Genomic DNA, 17,118 nt, shown 5'->3' on the forward strand with positions numbered 1-17,118 from the left:
CTGACATCCTGAGGGAGCGCACCACGTCTAAATACAATCCACACAACAACCTGCGCGCGACCGAAGGACCTTCTCTCCGCCAGCGTGAGGCGTGCTCTTCGGCAGAAATTCAGCCCCACGGTTGTGCCGGCAAGGTCCTTCGGTCGCCGCCACGGATCCTGCCGGTTGAAGGATCTGCGCGGCGGCTCCCTCAGGATGACTGGGTCGTGAGATTGCGGTGGGGCAACACCCTTCAGCGGCCGTTGCCGGCGTGTTGATCGCTCGCTCTGAGAGGCTCGTCGGCCTCCGCCGCCCAGACCAGTCATCCTGAGGGAGCGTACCACGTGTAAACAGATGCCACACAACAATCTGCACGCGACCGAAGGACCTTCTCTCCGCCAGCGCGAGGCGTGCTCTTCGGCAGAAATCCAGCTTCACGGTTGTGCCGGCAAGGTCCTTCGGTCGCCGCCACGGATCCTGCCGGTTGAAGGATCTGCGCGGCGGCTCCCTTAGGATGACTGACGTGCGGCGTTCGCCGAAGGACACCGGCACCCGGGCGGCGTCCATCGGCGCGCAGCCTACTCCGTGACGACGCGCTTCCACGAGCCGGCGGGGAGAATGCTGGCGCCGTCTTCCACCTGGTTGAGAATCGCGAGGTCGCGCAGCAGGATGACCGACGGGTACTGGCGGTTGAACTCGGCCAGCGTCATCTGTCGCGTGGTGCGGACGACGTCCACGCGGTTGGGGCGGATGTTGATCACCGCGGGATCGTTCATGGGCCCAAAGCTGCCGATCACCTGGCGAAACGCGGGCTCGTAGCGGCTGAACATCTGCGCCGGGGTGTATGCCATCACCTGGTAGGTGTTGCCGCCGTGCTCGATGAACCCCACCATCCCGCTGATTACCCCCTGCTGCGACTGCGCCTGAAAGTACGCCACCACCGCCGGGCTGCCGTTTACGTTCTGCCGTGACGTCTGCCCCACGCGCAGCCCCTGCTGCGACAGAAAGCGGCGCGCGGCGTCTTCCGCGCCGCTGGCGCCCTGCGCCAGGGTAAGCTGCAGGATGGCGTCCTTTTGCGGCGCCAGCGCGTTGACGGCCTGCGGCAGGTTCTGCGTCTGCCAACCCTGGGGAAAGTTCATGCGAAAGCGCAGCTCGGGGTGCAGGAACACGCCGTCCCGGAAAAAGCCCTGGCGCGGGTCGTCGCCGTACACCAGGCCGTCGATGCGGGCCAGGTACGTTTCGCGCCCCAGTTCCAGCGGCCGGCGCGTGACCGTGTCGGCGCGGGCCTGCGCGGCGGCGATGCGCTCCGGCTCGGCGGGGTGCGAGGCCAGCCACGACGGGATCTCGCTGCGCCCGCTCACCTCGCCGATGCGCAGCAGGGTGGCGAACACGTCGTCCATCTCACGCACCTCGAAGCCTTCGCGCAGGGCGTAGCGAAAGCCCAGCTCGTCCGCCTGCCGCTCCGCGTCGCGGCCGTAGCTCAGAAAGAGCAGCTGCATCCCCTGCTGCGCCAGCCCGCCCACGGCCTGCGCCGCGCTGGGAAACAGGATGCTGCCCACGCCCAGCCCCAGCTGCGCCAGCTGCCCGCGGCTGATCTGCGTGACGGAGTGGCGCGCCGTCACGTGGCCGATCTCGTGCCCCAGCACCGCCGCCAGCTCCGCCTCGGAGTCCATCAGGTCCATCATCCCCCGCGTCATGAAGATGAAGCCGCCGGGGAGCGCGAATGCGTTGGGCGTGGGATCGTCCACCACGCGAAAGGTCCAGGGCAGGTGGGGGCGCTCGGACTCGGCGGCCAGCTGCGCGCCCACGCGCTGCACGTACTGCTGCAGCGCCTCGTTGTCGACCAGGCCCAGCTGCTGTGACACCTCCTGCGCGGCCTGCTGCCCCATCTGAATCTCCTGCGCCTCGGAAACCAGCGTGAACTGCCGCCGCCCCGTCACCGGGTTGGTGGCGCACCCCGCCGCCATGACGCACACCAGGCCGGCCGCCGCCCACGCGCGGGCCTGCCCGCAAAGCGTAGTGCTGATGGACATCGCTCCCCCTTCTCCCTCTCCCGGGTCCGATCTTCTCGCTGATCGCCGCCGCCGGGGGCAAGAAGCACACCCCGCGCACGTGCAGGCGGATCCCCGATCCGCAAAAAGAATGGCCTCACACGGAGTCAACGGAGTCAACGGAGTTTTACGTGGTGGTTCCTCCTGCTCTCCCCGTTCGACAAAAGGAATGGGCCTCACACAGAGTCACCAGAGTCAACAGAGTTTTCTCGTGCCGTTTCCGCTGATCTTGCGTTCGGAGCCGGGATTCCCAGGTGTCGGGTGCAGGGGGGGCGGTCGACGAGGCACAATCTTTTGTGAGGATGTCGGGAACGGGATGTAGATGGAATGCGGCAGGGGGCCATGTGAATTTTTTTGCGGGGTATGCGGATCGGCGGAAAGGTCTCGGTAGATCAGAAAGGCAGGCAGTTCGCACCACCTGATGCGCGATCTGGAGAACCATCCCCCCTCTCCACGGTCCGGGGAGGCGGCCTGATTTCGATCACTGCGGCGTGGCGGACCGGCACGGCAAAGCCCCCTCCCGGTGCGGGGAGAGGGCTTTGCGTCCGCCGGCCGCGGGGCGGCCGGCGGAAAGGTGCCGCGAAGGCGCCTAGCGGATGCGCGTGGTGGTGCGGCCCTGCGCGTCCACCTGGAAGATGGGGCCGGTGGAAACGTCGTTCAGCAGCTGAACGCCGGGCTGGGCGGCGTTGGCGCGCAGCGAGAGCGTCAGGAAGAACGGATCGGCGCCGGCCACGTTGACGGTGTATCCCAGGTCGGCCAGCGAGCGGACGGTGAGCTGGCTGAGCGGATTGCTGCCGGCGTTGATGTAGCCCGTCATCAGCTCGTTGGCCAGCACCGACTCGCGCCAGTGGCCGTTGATGGTGCCGGCTCCGCCCGTGTTCTCCACCGGCACCTTGCTGCCGCCGGTGTAGGTGCTGCCGCCGATGGCGTTGAAGCCCGCCAGCCCGTTGGCCCCGCTGAAGTACGTGTCCAGCGCGGAGGTGTTGCTGGACGGGTTCTGCAGCAGGCTCAGATACGGCCACAGGCTGCCGACCCCCAGCACGTGCCCCATCTCGTGCAGGATGACGGGCGTGTACGATCCGTTGGCCTCCATGCTTGCCACGTCGGCCGCATCGAAGCGCATCATTCCCATCACCGGGAGCCAGTTGTTGCGCACCATGCAGGGGCCGGCGCTCCCCAGAACGCCGCCGGGCCCGTCGATCGACTCCACCGTGGCGATGATCAGCAGGTCGTCCACGGTGGTGTTGATAGCCGGCGTGCCGGCGGCGCAGGCGTTGGCGGCCGCGTTGACGGCGCCGTCGGCCAGGTCGCCGGTGATCAGCCCCTGCCACCGCGTCACCGCGTTCTCGAACGCCGCGCGCTGCGACACCGTCATGGTGGAGTTGATGCACAGCGTAATGCCGTATCCCGACGCCGCGCCCGCCTTGCACCCCGCCGCGTTGAAGCTGACGGGGTTGTTCACCACCCCCGGCCCGTTCACCGTGGCCGTGAGGGTGTTCAGGTTGGGGGTGGAGCCCAGGTACCAGTCGCCCACGCTGGCGATGCCGTTGGCGTCCGTGACCGCCGTGCCGCCCGTGACGGTGCCGCCGCCGGCGGTCACGCGGAAGGTGACGGTGCGCCCGGGGAGCACGTTGCCGGCCCCGTCACGCACGACCACCGCGGGGCGGGTGGGGGCCGCCGCGCCCGCCAGGGCGGCCTGCCGCGTCCCCAGGTGCAGCGCCACCGTGGGCGCGCCCACCTCGACCGTGTGGTCCGTCTGGACGCGGCGCCCCACGGCCCGCAGGGAGCTGCTGCCCAGGCCGGCGTAGTTCAGCTGCACGGTGGCCAGCCCGCTCACCAGCGCCGCGCGCGCGCCGAGGGTGGCGGTGGGGCCGGCGACGCGCTCGATCTGGATGGAGTCCACCACCGTGCGCACGTTGCCGTACCGGTCCATCGCCGCCAGCGTGACCGAGTACGGCGAGCCGGGCGTGGCCACCGACGGGGTGCCGCTGCGGAAGCGCGCGCCGCAGGCGCTGGTGCTCTCGCCGGGCCGCAGCATGTTGATGTGCGTGTACGCCGCCGCGCTGGTAATGTAGCGCGTGGGCGACGCGGCCGTCCCCGAGGTGCGCACGGAGCAGAGCTGGCGCTGCCCCGGGTAGTCGGGCACGTCGCTGGCGGCGGCGGTGCTGCCGGGGAGCACGGTGACCGTCGTGGCGCCCAGCGAGGCCGCGCGCTCGCGGATGCGGCGCACGGCGCTGCTGTCCTGCCCCTCTTCGATGCTCTCCGTCATCCGCGTCTCGCTGTCTTCCACCACCAGGATCTGAAAGGCGGTGGAGTACGGGTCGGCGTTGGCGCTGGCGGTGAGCGGATAGCGGAACGCCAGCGTCACCAGGCCGCCGTAGTCGTTGGCGGTGGCGGCGTTGGGGATGGTGCGGTTGGTGGTGCTGTTCACCGCGCGCACCACGAAGCCGTACGGCATCAGCCCCGTCACGCCCGCGGGAAGGGGAACGGAGGTAAGCTCGGACTCGTCGAACACCTGCAGCACGTCCACGTCCGTGGCCCGCATGGCGGTGCCGCCGCCCAGGGCCGCGGCGCCGGTGGGCACCATCTGCGCGGCTACGGACGGGTCCGCGGCGGTGCCGTTGAAAAGGACCAGCGAGGTGAACGGCGTTCCCGGGATGGTGCTGCTGCTGATGTTGGGGATGAACGTCAGGTTGTTGCGCGTGGCACCGGTGCTGTTGCGCACGCGATAGGTGACGTTGATGTACCGGTGTCCGCCCTGGCCGCGGACCCCCTCGGTGAACGAGCTGGACGACACCAGGTCCAGCGCGATCCCGCTGTTGTACGGCGTAAGCGTGAACGACGGACCGTCGGCCGACCTGAGCTGCGCCGGCCCGGCGGTGGACTGGATGTCGTCCGTGCCCAGGCCGGTCAGCGTGATCTCGTAGACGCCCAGCACCTTTGCGGGCGGCGCCGGCTCGGGGGGCGGCGCGCCGGTGGGGTCGTCGGCGCAGGCGGCGAGCACCGCCAGCAGGGGGAAAAGGCGAAGGGAGCGGGCGCGGAACATGGCGATCGTGGTCCGGGGGGCGAAAGTGCCGCCGCGCGGGTGCGCGGCGCGTCTCTCACGCCAGGTGAGCATCGTGTGGATCGTAGGCTCCGCGCCGCGGAGGACCGCCGGCGCGGCGTCCCTCGCGGGCGGTTCGGCCGCGGCAGGGACGGGGAGGAGTAGCACACGCCGCGAAAACCGCGGCGTGTGCACTGCATCTCGTTGGATCAACGGGCCGCAAAGCCGCCCCAAAGATCAACTTTCCGTCCCCGTAACGCAAGCCCCTGCTTCGGTTTACGGAGCCGTGACGATCGATGGGCGATGCGAACGATCCGCAGCGGCCGTGAGGCGCGAGGGCTCCGGTTCCGATCCGGCGCTCCGCGTCGTGTCGCGGCGGTGTTCATCACCCGCTAATGCTGGGGAGCCAACGCCGATCGGCAGGCCGGCATCCAACCCGTTGTTCGCGTATCTTCCCTACATCCGGCTATCTTGCGATCCCAGGAAACCTCCCGTGCACAACCGCCTCATCCGCCGACCCGGGGCCGTGCGGCTCCACCTGGCCCTTGCCTTTGCCGCCGCCGCCGTGGCCGCCGTACCCGCACCCGCCCAGGACGACCTGCCGCTGCACCTGTTCGCCTACGACCGCGCGGCGCCGCTGGAACTGCAGTCCAGCCCCATCGGCCAGGAGGGCGAGGTGGCGATCCACGGCATCAGCTACGCAAGCCCCAAGGGCGGCCGCGTGAATGGGCGCCTGTTCGTTCCGCGGGGCCGGGGACCGTTCGCGGGTGTGATCCTGGCGCACGGGGCCCCGGGCAACGCCGAGGCGTTCACCGGGCGCGCGGTGTACATCGCGCGGCACGGTGCGGTGGTGATCGCCATCGACGCGCCGTTCAACCGCCGCCCCGGCGGGCCCACGATCCTTTCGCCGCAGGACAGCGTCGAGCAGGTGCAGCTGATCGTGGACCTGCAGCGCGCCGTGGACGTGCTGCTGGCGCGGCCGGACGTGGACAGCGCGCGCCTGGCATACGTGGGACGCAGCTACGGCGGCGCGACCGGCGCGGTGTTCGCGGGCGTGGAGCGGCGGCTTACGACGTCCATCCTGGCCTCGGCGGACGGCGGCATCACCACGCGCTTTACGGCGCCCGGCGCGCCGCCCCCGCCTCCCGGGCAGGAGGAGCGGGCGCGCGCCTGGCTGGCGTCCATGCAGCCCATCGAAGGCCTGCGCTTCGTGGGCCGCGCGAACGGGAGCATCCTGTTTCAGAACGGGCGCCAGGACCAGATCGTTCCCGTGGCGCGGGCGGAAGCGCTGCACGCCGCCGCGCCGGCGGGCAAGGAGGTGCGGTGGTACGATGCGCCGCACGCGCTGAACCCGGCGGCGTACGTGGACCAGCTGCGCTGGCTAAGCCAGACGGTCGGCACCACGCCGCCCGGCCCGGAGGACGAAGCCGGCCCGCAGATCCCGCCGCCTCCCACGCCGCAGCCGCAGCCGCGCCAGCCGTAGCACACGGCCGAAACGTACCGAATGCGAAGGGGTGCATCCACGGTGGGTGCACCCCTTCGTCTCTTGTCGGATCCCTCGCGGCGGATGGAAACAAAAGTCTTCTCCCCTTCGGACATTTCTCCATTTATTTTCTGCTACGATCTGCTTCATCCCGCCGCCGGCCCGTGAGGCTGGTCTTCACGGCGCCGGCGGCCGCGGGTGCGCAGATTTCCCGTTGTCATCCTCTTACGTGACGGAGACGGACATGAGCGACGTGTATTCCCTGCGGTACAACGAGGTTTCGTTCAAGGCATCGCACAACTCCTACGACCGCGACGAGACGCTGGTGGAGCAGCTGAGCTGGGATTCGGCGGAGCCGTGGCAGGGCGGCTGCCGGGGGCTGGAGCTGGACATCAACCAGTCCGAGGACGGCAACTACTGGTCGGTGGGGCACGTGGGCGGCTACAGCAGCAAGGAGCGCCAGCTTTCGCAGTTTCTGAACGAGCTGCGCGTGTGGGCCGAGGGCGACCCGAACCACGACGTGGTGACGCTCTACCTGGACCTCAAGGAGGTTCACGAGGGCTTCGAGGACGGCCTGGACCAGTACGTCAGCCAGTACCTCAGCCGCCCCATCTACCGCCCGGGTGAGCTGATGGGCGGCCAGTCGTCGGTGCCCAACGGCGCGCGGACGTACGGATGGCCCACGCTTCAGGCGCTGCGGGGCAAGTTCATCATCGTGATTTCCGGCGACAGCGACGCCAAGCTGGCGTACAGCAACGACAATCCGCGGGAGCGCCTGTGCTTTGCCGACAAGGACCGCGCCCAGGACGAGGCGCCGGAATCCAACACCCGCGTGTTCTTCAACTACCACCTGTACGAGAACGACGAGGACGAGTGGGGTCCCGTGTTCGAGGGGCAGGCCACCAACCCGGCTTCGGTGTGCCGCGGCTACGTGATCAACGAGGACGATTTCTGGGAGGCCGCGCTGAGCAAGGGGTGCAACATCCTGGCGACGGACAAGGTGCAGGGGCACGACTGGGCCAAGGTGAGCAGCGCCGCACCCTTCACGCAGCTCAAGCCGCTGACGTAGAGGTTCGGAAGATGACCGGCCCCGACGGCGATGCCCGGACGGGGCCGTCGTTAGAGGTTCGGAAGATGACCGGCCCCGACGGCGGTGCCGGACGGGGCCGTCGTTTCTGCCGGACCGCCCTGGCGCTATCTTCGCCGGGATGACGGAGGGTGCGGGCGATGCGCGGGATCACCTGGATGCCGTGAGGGCGGGATGGAAGTGTTCGAGGTGGTCATCGCGCTGCTGCTGGGCGGTGCGGCGCTCGCGGCGGTGGCGCGGCGGATCGGGGCGCCGTACCCGGCGCTGGTGGCGCTGGCCGGGGCGGCGCTGGCGCTGATCCCCGGCGTGCCCACGCTGGTGTTGGATCCCGAGCTGGCGCTGGCGCTGTTCGTGGCGCCCGTGCTGGTGGACGCGGCGTTCGACGCGTCGCCGCGGGACCTGCGGGCAAACTGGCGCGCGGTGGCGGGGCTTGCCCTGGGCGCCGTGGCGCTGACCATCGCGGTGGTCGCCGTGGTGGTGCGGATGCTGGTGCCCGGCATGCCGTGGGCGGCGGCGATCGCGCTGGGCGCAATCGTGGCCCCGCCCGACGCGGCGGCGGCCACCACGGTGCTCAAGCAGTTGCGGCCGCCGCACCGGCTGCTGGTGATTCTGGAGGGCGAAAGCCTGTTCAACGACGCCAGCGCGCTGCTGGTCTACCGCCTGGCCGTGGGCGCCGCCCTCGCCGGCTCGCTGTCCGGGTGGACGGTGCTGCCCACGCTGCTGCTGATGACGGTGGGAAGCGTGGTGCTGGCGCTGGTGCTTTCGCGGGTCACGCTGGCCATCAACGCGCGCATCCAGGACGTATCGACCGCCATCGTCATGCAGTTCTGCAGCACCTTTGGCGTGTGGATTCTGGCCGAGCACCTGCGCCTGTCCGGCATCATCACCATGGTGGTGTACGCGATGGCGGCGTCGCGCCGCGCGGCGGAGATCGTCCCGGCGCGCATCCGCATTCCGGCGTGGGCGGTGTGGGAGGTGGCGGTGTTCGTGCTGAACGTGCTGGCGTTCATCCTGGTGGGATTCCAGCTCCGCTCCATCGCGGGGCGGATGACGGGGGCGGAGGGGGCGCGGTACGCCGTGGTGGCGGCGGTGGTGTGCGTGGCGGTGATCCTGGCGCGGATCGCGTGGGTGATGCTGGCGGCCGCGTTCAGCCGCTGGCGCTGCCGCCCCCGCGCGGACGGCACGCCCGGCCCGCGCGACGCGGTGGCGCTCAGCGCGCGCGGGGCGGCGGTGGTGGGGTGGTGCGGCATGCGCGGCACCGTCACGCTCGCGGCGGCCCTGGCGCTCCCCACGCCCCAGCACGGCGGCGCCGAGTTTCCGTACCGGGACCTGATCATCGTGGTTGCGTTCGGCGTGGTGCTGGGGACGCTGGTGCTGCAGGGCCTTACGCTGCGCCCGCTGATGCTGCGCCTGCGGCTGGAGGACGACGGCGAGGTGGAGCGCGAGGTGCGCCTGGCCCGCGTGGAGACGCTGCGGGCGGCGGTGGATGCGGTTCAGGCCAGCCCCGGCGCCGAAACCGCCGCGCTGGTGCGGCACCGCTACGACCTGCAGCTCACCCGCGCCCAGGCCGCCGTGGCCACCCCTGCGGCTGCGGTGAACGGGGCCGGCCAGGACGCCGACGAGGCGGTCGTGCGCGCCGCGACGGAGGCCCAGCGCCACCGCCTCGTCGCCCTTCGCGCCGACGGCACCATCGGCGACGCCGCCTTTCAGCGTGTGGAGGAAGAGCTGGATTGGGCGGAGCTGGACTGGGCCCGGCTGGTGCAGGCGGGGCAGCGGGAGGACGGGGCGGGGTAGGGACTATCTGATTCCCTAAATTCGTCGTGGACTTGGAGTTCTACTGCCGGTTCACGCGGAGACGCGGAGGGCGCGGAGGCGGGGAGAACAGCACGTTTTCTCCGCGCCTCCGCGTCCTTTGTGTGAGAGCCAGTCGTAGAGACCGGAACGTACAGCAAATTCGGGGAAACGATATGAAATACCGTTTCTCACGGTTCGTTGTGCATTCGGCGAATTGGGGTGAACACCCCCCAGACGGAACATCTCACACGGGGTCAACGGTTTTGATTTTTACCGTTGACCCCGTGTGAGACGAGTTTTGTACCTAATCCCGGATCGGGTGCACAATGAACAGCGGGATTCGGTATCAAAAGGTCCGGTGTGCGTCGTGCCCGCGTCATCCAGAGCGGCGTCAGGTGGGCCAGGCGGGGCCGCAGCCTTCTCGCTGGAAGGTGTCGCTGATGTTGAGGAACTTCCACCGGCCGTCGCGGCGCGCGAGGTGAAAGGCGTCATAGCCGCAGTGGCTGACGGTGCCATCGGGACGGCGGACCTGATATTCGACCCAGACAGTGGCCAGGTCGCCGCTCACCTGGACCACCGGGTTGCGGATGGGCTCGTCCACGCCGGCGGGCTGGCCCGGACGCGTGATGGCGCGGTTGAAGTCGGAGGCGGTCATCACCATCACGACGGAACCCCCCTCACGCGCCGGGCGGATGAGCGTGAGGCGGGTGAGCGAGTCCACGTGCTGGTTCATCGCGGTGGTGTCGCCCATCCGCAGCGCGGCCATGAAGGTCTGGATGGTCGCGAGCACAGCGGCCCGCTCCTGCTCCGTGGTTTCACGCGCGCCGGCCTGCGCAGGCGCCGCGGTGGACGGGGCGGGGGAGGTCTGCGGCTGGCAGGCGGCGATCAGCGGGAGCAGCAGGAGAACCAGGTGGCGTGTGCGCATGTGTGCGGGGGAACTCGGATCCACCGCCGTTTAGGACGAAGCGGACGGTGGCAACCAGCCGGGTGGCAAGGGCGCGCGAAAGCTACGAGGCGCCGCCGGGAACCGCCAATGACCGGGCTCGATACGGCGGTGTGATGAGGAGGGACGATGCTTTGGCCCCGGCGAGACCTCTCGCCGGGGCCGATTTACGTGGTGGACGTCGGAGCCGGCGGCGTCCGCGGAAGTCACCGCGGCTCACGCCCAGTTGGAAGCGGCCTCCGCCCGTCCGCTTCGGCCACGGGAAAGCCGAGCTTTTGGGAGGCGATGGCGATAAACGCGCTGTCCCAGGTCGCCCAGTCTTCCGGCGACAGCTGGCCGCCGACCTGCAGGCCGCTCGCCTCCACCGACACCCACAGATACGGTTGCTCGTATCCGCTTTCTTTCCCGACCACGGCCGGGGCACGGTTGAACCAGCCCGGGTGCCCGTCCGGATCGGAGTAGCCCAGAAATCCCGGCAGCTCCGCGTACAGGGCGTAGAGCGCGGCCCACTGCGCCTCGCTCATCGCGTCTTCGTGGATGTTGTAGAACTTGTCGACGGTGGTCAGGTCCATCTGCCCTCCACGCGGGAAGCCGTGCGCACCGCCATGAGGATAGCCGTGGAGCGGGAGGGCGGAAAGAAGACCGGGGGCGCCGGCGGGCGGCCCCCGTCGCTGGAGTCAGCTGCGCACCGCGTAGTGCAGGCCGACCACGCCAGTGGGGTAGGGCGTGGCGGACTTCAGCTCGAACTTCGCGAGCACGCCGTTGGGGAGCACCTTTTTGCCGCCGCCGAGGGTGATGGGATAGACCAGCAGGTGCAGCTCGTCCACCAGGCCGTGCCGCAGCAGCGCATGCACCAGCTGGCTGCTGCCGTCCGTCAGGATGTTCTGTCCCGGCTCCGCCTTGAGGGCGCGCACCGACTCGATCACGTTGTCGCGGATGACGGTGGTGTTGCGCCACTGCGGATTCTGGAGTGTGGTGGAGACGACGTACTTCTTCTTGCCGTTCATCACGTCGCCAAAGGGATCGCCCACCGGCAGCGGCTCGAACGCCTCGGCGTGCGTGACGTACGTGCGGCGCCCCAGCAGGAACGCGTCGCACTCCTGCATCAGCGCAAAGAAGCTGGCCCCGATGTCGTCGTGCCAGTAGGGCATCGTCCAGCCGCCGTGCGCAAATCCACCATCCAGGTCCTCGTCCACGCCGCCGGGCGCCTGCATCACGCCGTCCAGGGTCATGAACTCGGACACGATCAGCTTTCTCATGGGGCCTCTCTGGCAGGGGTCATCGATCATCGCTCTGCACAGGCGTCGAACGAGGAGCCCCGAAATCGACACACCTCCTCGATGATTGCGCAGGCTGATACCGAATCCGGAAAACCGTATCGATCCCCCGGCGAACGGTGTCAATCTGAGGGAGGCGCACCCTTGATTCTGGCGGGATGCGCCAGGGCCCGTGCGCCGACCGAAGAATCTGCCTGATGGGCGCACGATTCTGTCGGCTACGTCTGACTTTGCCGCGAGAAGCCGCGCGTTTCTGAAAGAGATCCTTCGGTCGGCGCACGGGTTTTCTCTCGTTTCCGCACGTTCGTGGCGGCGCCTTCCCTCAGGATGACAGGTATCGTCAAACAGCGATTGTTTTTGCGGATTCGGTATGACACTGCCGGCGGCGGTCTTTCGGTGAATCAGGACGGGGGATTGGCCGCACCGGGGCCGGCATCGGCGGCGGCGTAGAGGTTGGCGACGGTGTGCAGCCGCCGTTCGTCCGCCGGGCCCGCGGCAAAGACGGGCACCAGGATGCGCCGGTACTCCGCGCCCTCAAAGCGGTCCAGCTCGGGCCAGGCGGCTGGCAGTGCCGCGCTCGTCAGCACCTTCGCGGCGACGGCGGCTCCTCCGGTGACCGGGCGAAAGGCCGGATATCCGAGCGTGGCTCCCCATCCCACCGGAAACAGATCGCCCTCGACTACCCCATCGGTCCACTCGCCTCCCAGCGGCGCCACGACGTGGTGGTTGGGCTCGCCGGGCGCCAGGGTGCCGTAGACCGCCAGCGTCTGGCCGGTCTGGAACAGGTCTTCCAGGCGCCGTTCGGCGTCGTCCGCGTCCGTATCGTCCCCCCGATCCGCGCCTTCATCTCTCCAGCGCGCGGCGTTCGCGGCGGCTACCAGGCGATTCACTTCGTCCAGTGACGGATGCGTCATCGGTGACTCGTGGTTGTGGGCTGACCGAGGAGCGCTGCTCTGCATCATCCCGCATACGCAAAAAGAATGGGGCCTCACACGGAGTTAACGGAGTCAACGGAGTTTTCTCGCGCGGTTTCCCCTGGTCCCGCGCGCAGAAACCTGGGGGATGGATGGGTCTGACCTTGCTACAAATACAGCCGCATGGTCGATTTGTGTTTCGACGCCCCATTTTCGAGGGGCGTGGGCAAGACTTTCGTGAGGCAGGGATGGAGGATGATGGAGTACGGAGCTGGGCACATGGCGGCATGGGCTGCGTGAGTCGCGGGCAATGACGCTGATCGCGGCCGCGCTGGCCATTCTGGTGGGGCTGTCGCTGGGGCTGCTGGGCGGCGGGGGCTCCATCCTGACCGTGCCGATTTTTGTGTACGTGCTGGGATTTCAGGCCAAGGAGGCGATTGCGTCGGGGCTGGCCGTGGTGGGTGCGGTGAGCCTGTTTGGCGCGGCGGGGCACTGGCGCGCGGGGAACGTGGCGCTGCGGCCGGCGCTGCTGTTTGGGGTGGCGTCGATGACGGGCGCGCTGGCGGGCGCCCGCCTGGCCACGGTGGTGAGCGGGCGGGTGCAGCTGTTTCTGTTCGCCATTGTGATGCTGCTGGCGGCCGTCTTCATGCTGCGCGGGCGTGGGCCGGACACCGACGAGGCGGGGCGTCCGGCGGGGCTACGTGTGATCCTTCCCGCGGGGCTGTGCCTGGGGGTGCTGACCGGACTGGTGGGCGTAGGCGGCGGATTTCTGATCGTCCCCGCGCTGGTGCTGCTGGCGGGGCTGCGGATGAAGCAGGCGGTGGGGACCAGCCTTGCCGTAATCGCGATGAACTCCTTCACGGGGCTTCTTGGCTACCGGGGCGAAGTGCACTTCGACTGGGGCGCGATCGCGGCCTTTACCTCCGTCGCCATCGTGGGGAGCCTGGTGGGCGTGCGGCTGGTGAGCCACGTGCCGCAGCGCGCCCTGCAGCGCGGATTCGCCGTGTTTCTGCTCGCGATGGGGATGTGGATCGTGTACCAGAACCGCGCCGCCGTGCTTCCGCAGGCGCCTCCCGCCGCCGCCGCGCGACCCGCCAGCCGATGAACCCCGAGTACGTCGTCATCCGCACGGTTCATCCGGCCGATTCCTGCGCCCAGAAGGGTACGGCTTGTGTATCTGCCACGGGAAAGAGTGGGTTTCACGCAGAGTCACCAGAGTTAGCAGAGTTTTACGTGGCGGGTTCGTCTGCTCTCGCGCTCGGAGCCGGGATCCCCAGGTGTCGGGTGCAGCAGGGGCGGGTGCGACGGCGCGATCTTTTGTGAGGGTGTCGGGAACGGGAAGCAGATGGAATGCGGCAGGGGGCCATCCGCGTTTTTTGGAGGAACACCATTCCCGCCATCTCCGCGTCCGCGCGGGCTGCAGACATCGGAAAAGACGCGCAACAGGTGTGGGTGTCTTCTGGGTCCGGCGCGGCATCGTCGGGATGGATGCCGACGGAAGGATGGGGGACGGCGGAGTCTGCTGCGCAGGGGGCTCCGGTAGCATGAGGAGTGGATCATCCGCCGATGCTGATCGTTGCGAACGATGCGGATCGGTGGATGCCGGCCGGAGGCGTGCGGGATCCAGCAGCCTGCACCACCTGATGCGCGATCTGGCGAACTGTCCACTCGCTCCACGGTGAGGGAAACGGCGCGCCGGACGCTGGCCCGCGGACGGGATGAGACGTAGCGAAGGACAACTGGGGAGCAAGACGATGGAGATCAGGCGCGCGGGGTCGCAGCCGTCCGGAAAGGGACCGGCGGAGTGGTTCACCGGCACGGTGCGGATCGATCCGCTGTTCGCGGCGAACGCGCCGGCACGGGCGGCGGGAAACGCGGTGACGTTCGAGCCGGGCGCGCGGACGGCGTGGCACACCCATCCGCTGGGCCAGACGCTGATCGTCACCGCCGGTTGCGGCTGGGCGCAGCGGGAGGGCGGGCCGGTAGAGGAGATCCGCCCCGGCGACGTGGTGTGGTTCGCGCCGGGGGAGAAGCACTGGCACGGCGCAACGGCCACCACGGCGATGACGCACATCGCCATCCAGGAAGCGCTGGACGGCAAAGCGGTCGACTGGCTGGAGCACGTGCGCGACGACGAATACGCGACCGGCCCCGGAGCCCGCTGACGCACCGGGATCACGTTCGATCGAGGACATCCGACATGCTGCAGACACGCACCCTGGGCACGCAGGGCCTTACCGTCTCGGCGCTGGGCCTGGGGCTGATGGGGATGAGCCAGGCGTACGGCACCGCGGAGGAGCGCGACGAGGGCGAATCCATCGCCACCATCCACCGCGCCGTGGAACTGGGATGCACCTTTCTGGACACGGCGGAGGTCTACGGGCCGTACGTGAACGAGGAACTGCTGGCCCGCGCGCTGCGGACGCTGCCGGGCGGGCGCGACCGCGTGACCATCGCCACCAAGTTCGGCTTCCGGATCGAGAACGGCGCGATGACGGGGCTGGACAGCCGCCCGGAGCACGTCCGCGAGGCGGTGGAGGGATCGCTGCGCCGCCTGGCCACGGACCGGATCGACCTCCTGTATCAGCACCGCGTGGATCCCGCGGTGCCGATCGAGGACGTGGTCGGCGCGATGGCGGAGCTGGTGCGCGAGGGAAAGGTGCGCTACCTGGGACTTTCCGAGGCCGGCGAGCAGAGCATCCGCCGCGCGCACGCCGTGCATCCCATTTCCGCGCTGCAGAGCGAGTATTCGCTGTGGGAGCGCAACCTGGAGCCGGCCATCATCCCGCTGCTGCGCGAGCTGGGGATTGGCCTGGTGCCGTTTGCGCCGCTGGGCCGCGGCTTTCTGACCGGCGCCGTGAAGCGCGCGGAGGCGTACCCGGAGGGCGACTACCGGCGCGGCGACCCGCGCTACCAGGGTGAGAACTTTGACGCCAACGTGCGCGCGGCCGAATCGGTGCGCGCACTGGCGGCGGAGAAGGGAGTGGCGCCGGGGCAGATCGCGCTCGCCTGGCTGCTGCACCGGGGCGACGACATCGTCCCCATCCCCGGGACCAAGCGGCGGACGTACCTGGAGGAGAACGTCGCCGCGGCGGAGGTGCGGCTGACGAGCGAGGAGATGGCCGCGCTGGATGACGCCCTCGCGCCTGGCAGGATTGCCGGGCCGCGCTACAATCCCAAGCAGATGGCGACGGTGGACCGATGACGGATTCGACCCTGACCGCGCGCCGCCCGCGCGTGATCTGCCACATGATGTCGTCGCTGGACGGGCGCATCGTCACAGACGGCTGGCCGCAAGCTGGTTGGTGGACTGCGCTACGGGGGAGCCAGCGACGTACGTCGTAAATGCTGGGGCTTCAGTTCAAACATCCAGCCTTCGCAGATATTGGGGTTTGCATGGCAAGGACCGTCGACATCTTTATTTCGCATGCAGGTGAGGACAAGGATGTCATTGCACGCCCCTTGGCTGAGGCGCTTCGTGATCATGCATTCAGGGTGTGGTACGACGAGTACGCGCTCAAGCTAGGTGACCGGCTACGGAGGTCCATCGACGAAGGTCTGAATCAATGTCAGTATGGTATAGTGATCCTGAGCCATGCGTTCTTCTTGAAAGAATGGCCGCAGCGCGAGTTGGACGGAATGTTCGCGCGAGAAGTCGATGAGGGAAGGACGCTCATATTGCCGATATGGCATGGCGTAAGCGGGGGCGATGTCCGTCGTTATTCGTCAACCTTAGCAGACAGGGTCGGTATTCCCAGCACAAAGGGTATTCCCGCCATCGTCTCAGCGGTGCGGCAGCTGTTCGAATCCCGCGCAATCGAGAGACCGGTGCGTCAAGAGATTGCTTCGGTACCTGCACTCTCTTTTCCCCCCATGGTCCACCGCGCGGACCCGTTGTCGAAGTGCCTCGCCAGTGTCATAGCAATGACGACCGAAGTGGCGCGCACGGTGATGATTCGAAGGCTGGAGCGCCTGACGTTGCCGGAACAGAGCCTCATCGTAGATGCGCTTTCGACTTCTGGTATGATCGCTGATGAATCGGGGCACCTGCTCCCCAAGCTCATAAACTCCCTGCAGGCTACGACTGTGGTTGCTGGAAACCGCAGCGCTCACCCACCCAGCCTTTTCGACTACGTGTTTGCATGTGGTGAACTGGACGAGAGCTGGTTTGCGCGGTCCGTTCAGGCTGACGCAGTCACCGCCATTGCGCATGCGGTCAGGAGCGATGATAGGGGGGCGAGACAACTGATCATGGTCCTGCGTGACAGCTGTGACGTTACAGCCCATGTGACGCTGGGGTGGGCCTTGGATGCTGCTTCTTCCCTGGTCTCGGCTGAAAAAGGTGCTTCTCGCGTGCACGATAGATACTTAAAGGTGTTCTGGGAGGAGCCACTTGCGCATCTGCGCCGTTTCTGGGAGAAAGCTGAGGTAGAAGTTTGATGCAACTTCGTCCGATGAGCGGCCGGAGTACGGCAATGCAGTCACGGCCTCCTTGCCGAGTCGCTGAACAGCCCGAACCATTGGAATGACTCGGCGCCAGATTCGTG

14 protein-coding genes are annotated in these 17,118 nt (G+C 68.4%); 8 read left to right on the top strand and 6 right to left on the bottom strand.

What is annotated here, in order from left to right:
• Nucleotides 1-557: 557 nt before the first annotated feature.
• Complete coding sequence (locus tag ACOJUJ_RS13290; RefSeq protein ID WP_420127367.1) at nt 558-2,012, bottom strand: M48 family metalloprotease; 1,455 nt, start codon at nt 2,010-2,012, stop codon at nt 558-560.
• Between the two features lie 607 nt (nt 2,013-2,619).
• Complete coding sequence (locus ACOJUJ_RS13295; protein WP_420127368.1) at nt 2,620-5,076, bottom strand: leishmanolysin-related zinc metalloendopeptidase; 2,457 nt, start codon at nt 5,074-5,076, stop codon at nt 2,620-2,622.
• Between the two features lie 490 nt (nt 5,077-5,566).
• On the opposite strand from ACOJUJ_RS13295, the gene ACOJUJ_RS13300 reads away from it, so the two are divergent.
• The 3 genes from ACOJUJ_RS13300 to ACOJUJ_RS13310 all read left to right on the top strand — a co-directional run bounded on the left by ACOJUJ_RS13300 (nt 5,567) and on the right by ACOJUJ_RS13310 (nt 9,437).
• Nucleotides 5,567-6,556, top strand: a complete 990-nt coding sequence (locus ACOJUJ_RS13300; RefSeq protein WP_420127369.1) for an alpha/beta hydrolase family protein — start codon at nt 5,567-5,569, stop codon at nt 6,554-6,556.
• Nucleotides 6,557-6,800: 244 nt separating this feature from the next.
• Nucleotides 6,801-7,625: a Ca2+-dependent phosphoinositide-specific phospholipase C gene (locus ACOJUJ_RS13305; protein WP_420127370.1), complete on the top strand. Its 825-nt coding sequence runs from the start codon at nt 6,801-6,803 to the stop codon at nt 7,623-7,625.
• 192 nt (nt 7,626-7,817) lie between these two features.
• On the top strand, nt 7,818-9,437 hold the full coding sequence (locus ACOJUJ_RS13310; RefSeq protein WP_420127371.1) for a cation:proton antiporter: 1,620 nt from the start codon (nt 7,818-7,820) through the stop codon (nt 9,435-9,437).
• 391 nt (nt 9,438-9,828) lie between these two features.
• Here the strand turns inward: ACOJUJ_RS13310 and ACOJUJ_RS13315 are convergent, their stop codons facing one another.
• From ACOJUJ_RS13315 to ACOJUJ_RS13330, 4 genes are all read right to left on the bottom strand, one after another.
• Nucleotides 9,829-10,362: a nuclear transport factor 2 family protein gene (locus tag ACOJUJ_RS13315; RefSeq protein WP_420127372.1), complete on the bottom strand. Its 534-nt coding sequence runs from the start codon at nt 10,360-10,362 to the stop codon at nt 9,829-9,831.
• A gap of 224 nt (nt 10,363-10,586) precedes the next feature.
• Nucleotides 10,587-10,952 (bottom strand): hypothetical protein, encoded by a 366-nt coding sequence (locus tag ACOJUJ_RS13320; protein ID WP_420127373.1) that lies wholly within the window; start codon nt 10,950-10,952, stop codon nt 10,587-10,589.
• Nucleotides 10,953-11,057: 105 nt separating this feature from the next.
• Complete coding sequence (locus tag ACOJUJ_RS13325) at nt 11,058-11,639, bottom strand: dihydrofolate reductase family protein (RefSeq protein WP_420127374.1); 582 nt, start codon at nt 11,637-11,639, stop codon at nt 11,058-11,060.
• 419 nt (nt 11,640-12,058) lie between these two features.
• Nucleotides 12,059-12,571 (bottom strand): gamma-glutamylcyclotransferase family protein, encoded by a 513-nt coding sequence (locus tag ACOJUJ_RS13330; RefSeq protein ID WP_420127375.1) that lies wholly within the window; start codon nt 12,569-12,571, stop codon nt 12,059-12,061.
• A 310-nt stretch (nt 12,572-12,881) separates the two neighbouring features.
• Here ACOJUJ_RS13330 and ACOJUJ_RS13335 point away from each other — a divergent pair, with 310 nt between their 5' ends.
• The 5 genes from ACOJUJ_RS13335 (at nt 12,882) to ACOJUJ_RS13355 (ending at nt 17,011) form a co-directional block, all read left to right on the top strand.
• The gene (locus tag ACOJUJ_RS13335) at nt 12,882-13,676 is read left to right on the top strand and encodes a sulfite exporter TauE/SafE family protein (RefSeq protein WP_420127376.1); all 795 of its coding nucleotides are present in this window, start codon (nt 12,882-12,884) and stop codon (nt 13,674-13,676) included.
• Nucleotides 13,677-14,325: 649 nt separating this feature from the next.
• The gene (locus tag ACOJUJ_RS13340; RefSeq protein ID WP_420127377.1) at nt 14,326-14,736 is read left to right on the top strand and encodes a (R)-mandelonitrile lyase; all 411 of its coding nucleotides are present in this window, start codon (nt 14,326-14,328) and stop codon (nt 14,734-14,736) included.
• A gap of 35 nt (nt 14,737-14,771) precedes the next feature.
• Nucleotides 14,772-15,776, top strand: a complete 1,005-nt coding sequence (locus ACOJUJ_RS13345; RefSeq protein WP_420127378.1) for an aldo/keto reductase — start codon at nt 14,772-14,774, stop codon at nt 15,774-15,776.
• Nucleotides 15,773-15,916 (top strand): hypothetical protein, encoded by a 144-nt coding sequence (locus tag ACOJUJ_RS13350; protein ID WP_420127379.1) that lies wholly within the window; start codon nt 15,773-15,775, stop codon nt 15,914-15,916. Before ACOJUJ_RS13345 ends, ACOJUJ_RS13350 begins: the two co-directional genes overlap by 4 nt.
• The gene (locus ACOJUJ_RS13355; RefSeq protein ID WP_420127380.1) at nt 15,917-17,011 is read left to right on the top strand and encodes a TIR domain-containing protein; all 1,095 of its coding nucleotides are present in this window, start codon (nt 15,917-15,919) and stop codon (nt 17,009-17,011) included. It abuts the gene before it with no gap.
• The last annotated feature ends 107 nt before the right edge of the window (nt 17,012-17,118 follow it).

Origin of the sequence: Longimicrobium sp., from assembly GCF_048594345.1 — a bacterium.
Classification (GTDB): domain Bacteria; phylum Gemmatimonadota; class Gemmatimonadetes; order Longimicrobiales; family Longimicrobiaceae; genus Longimicrobium.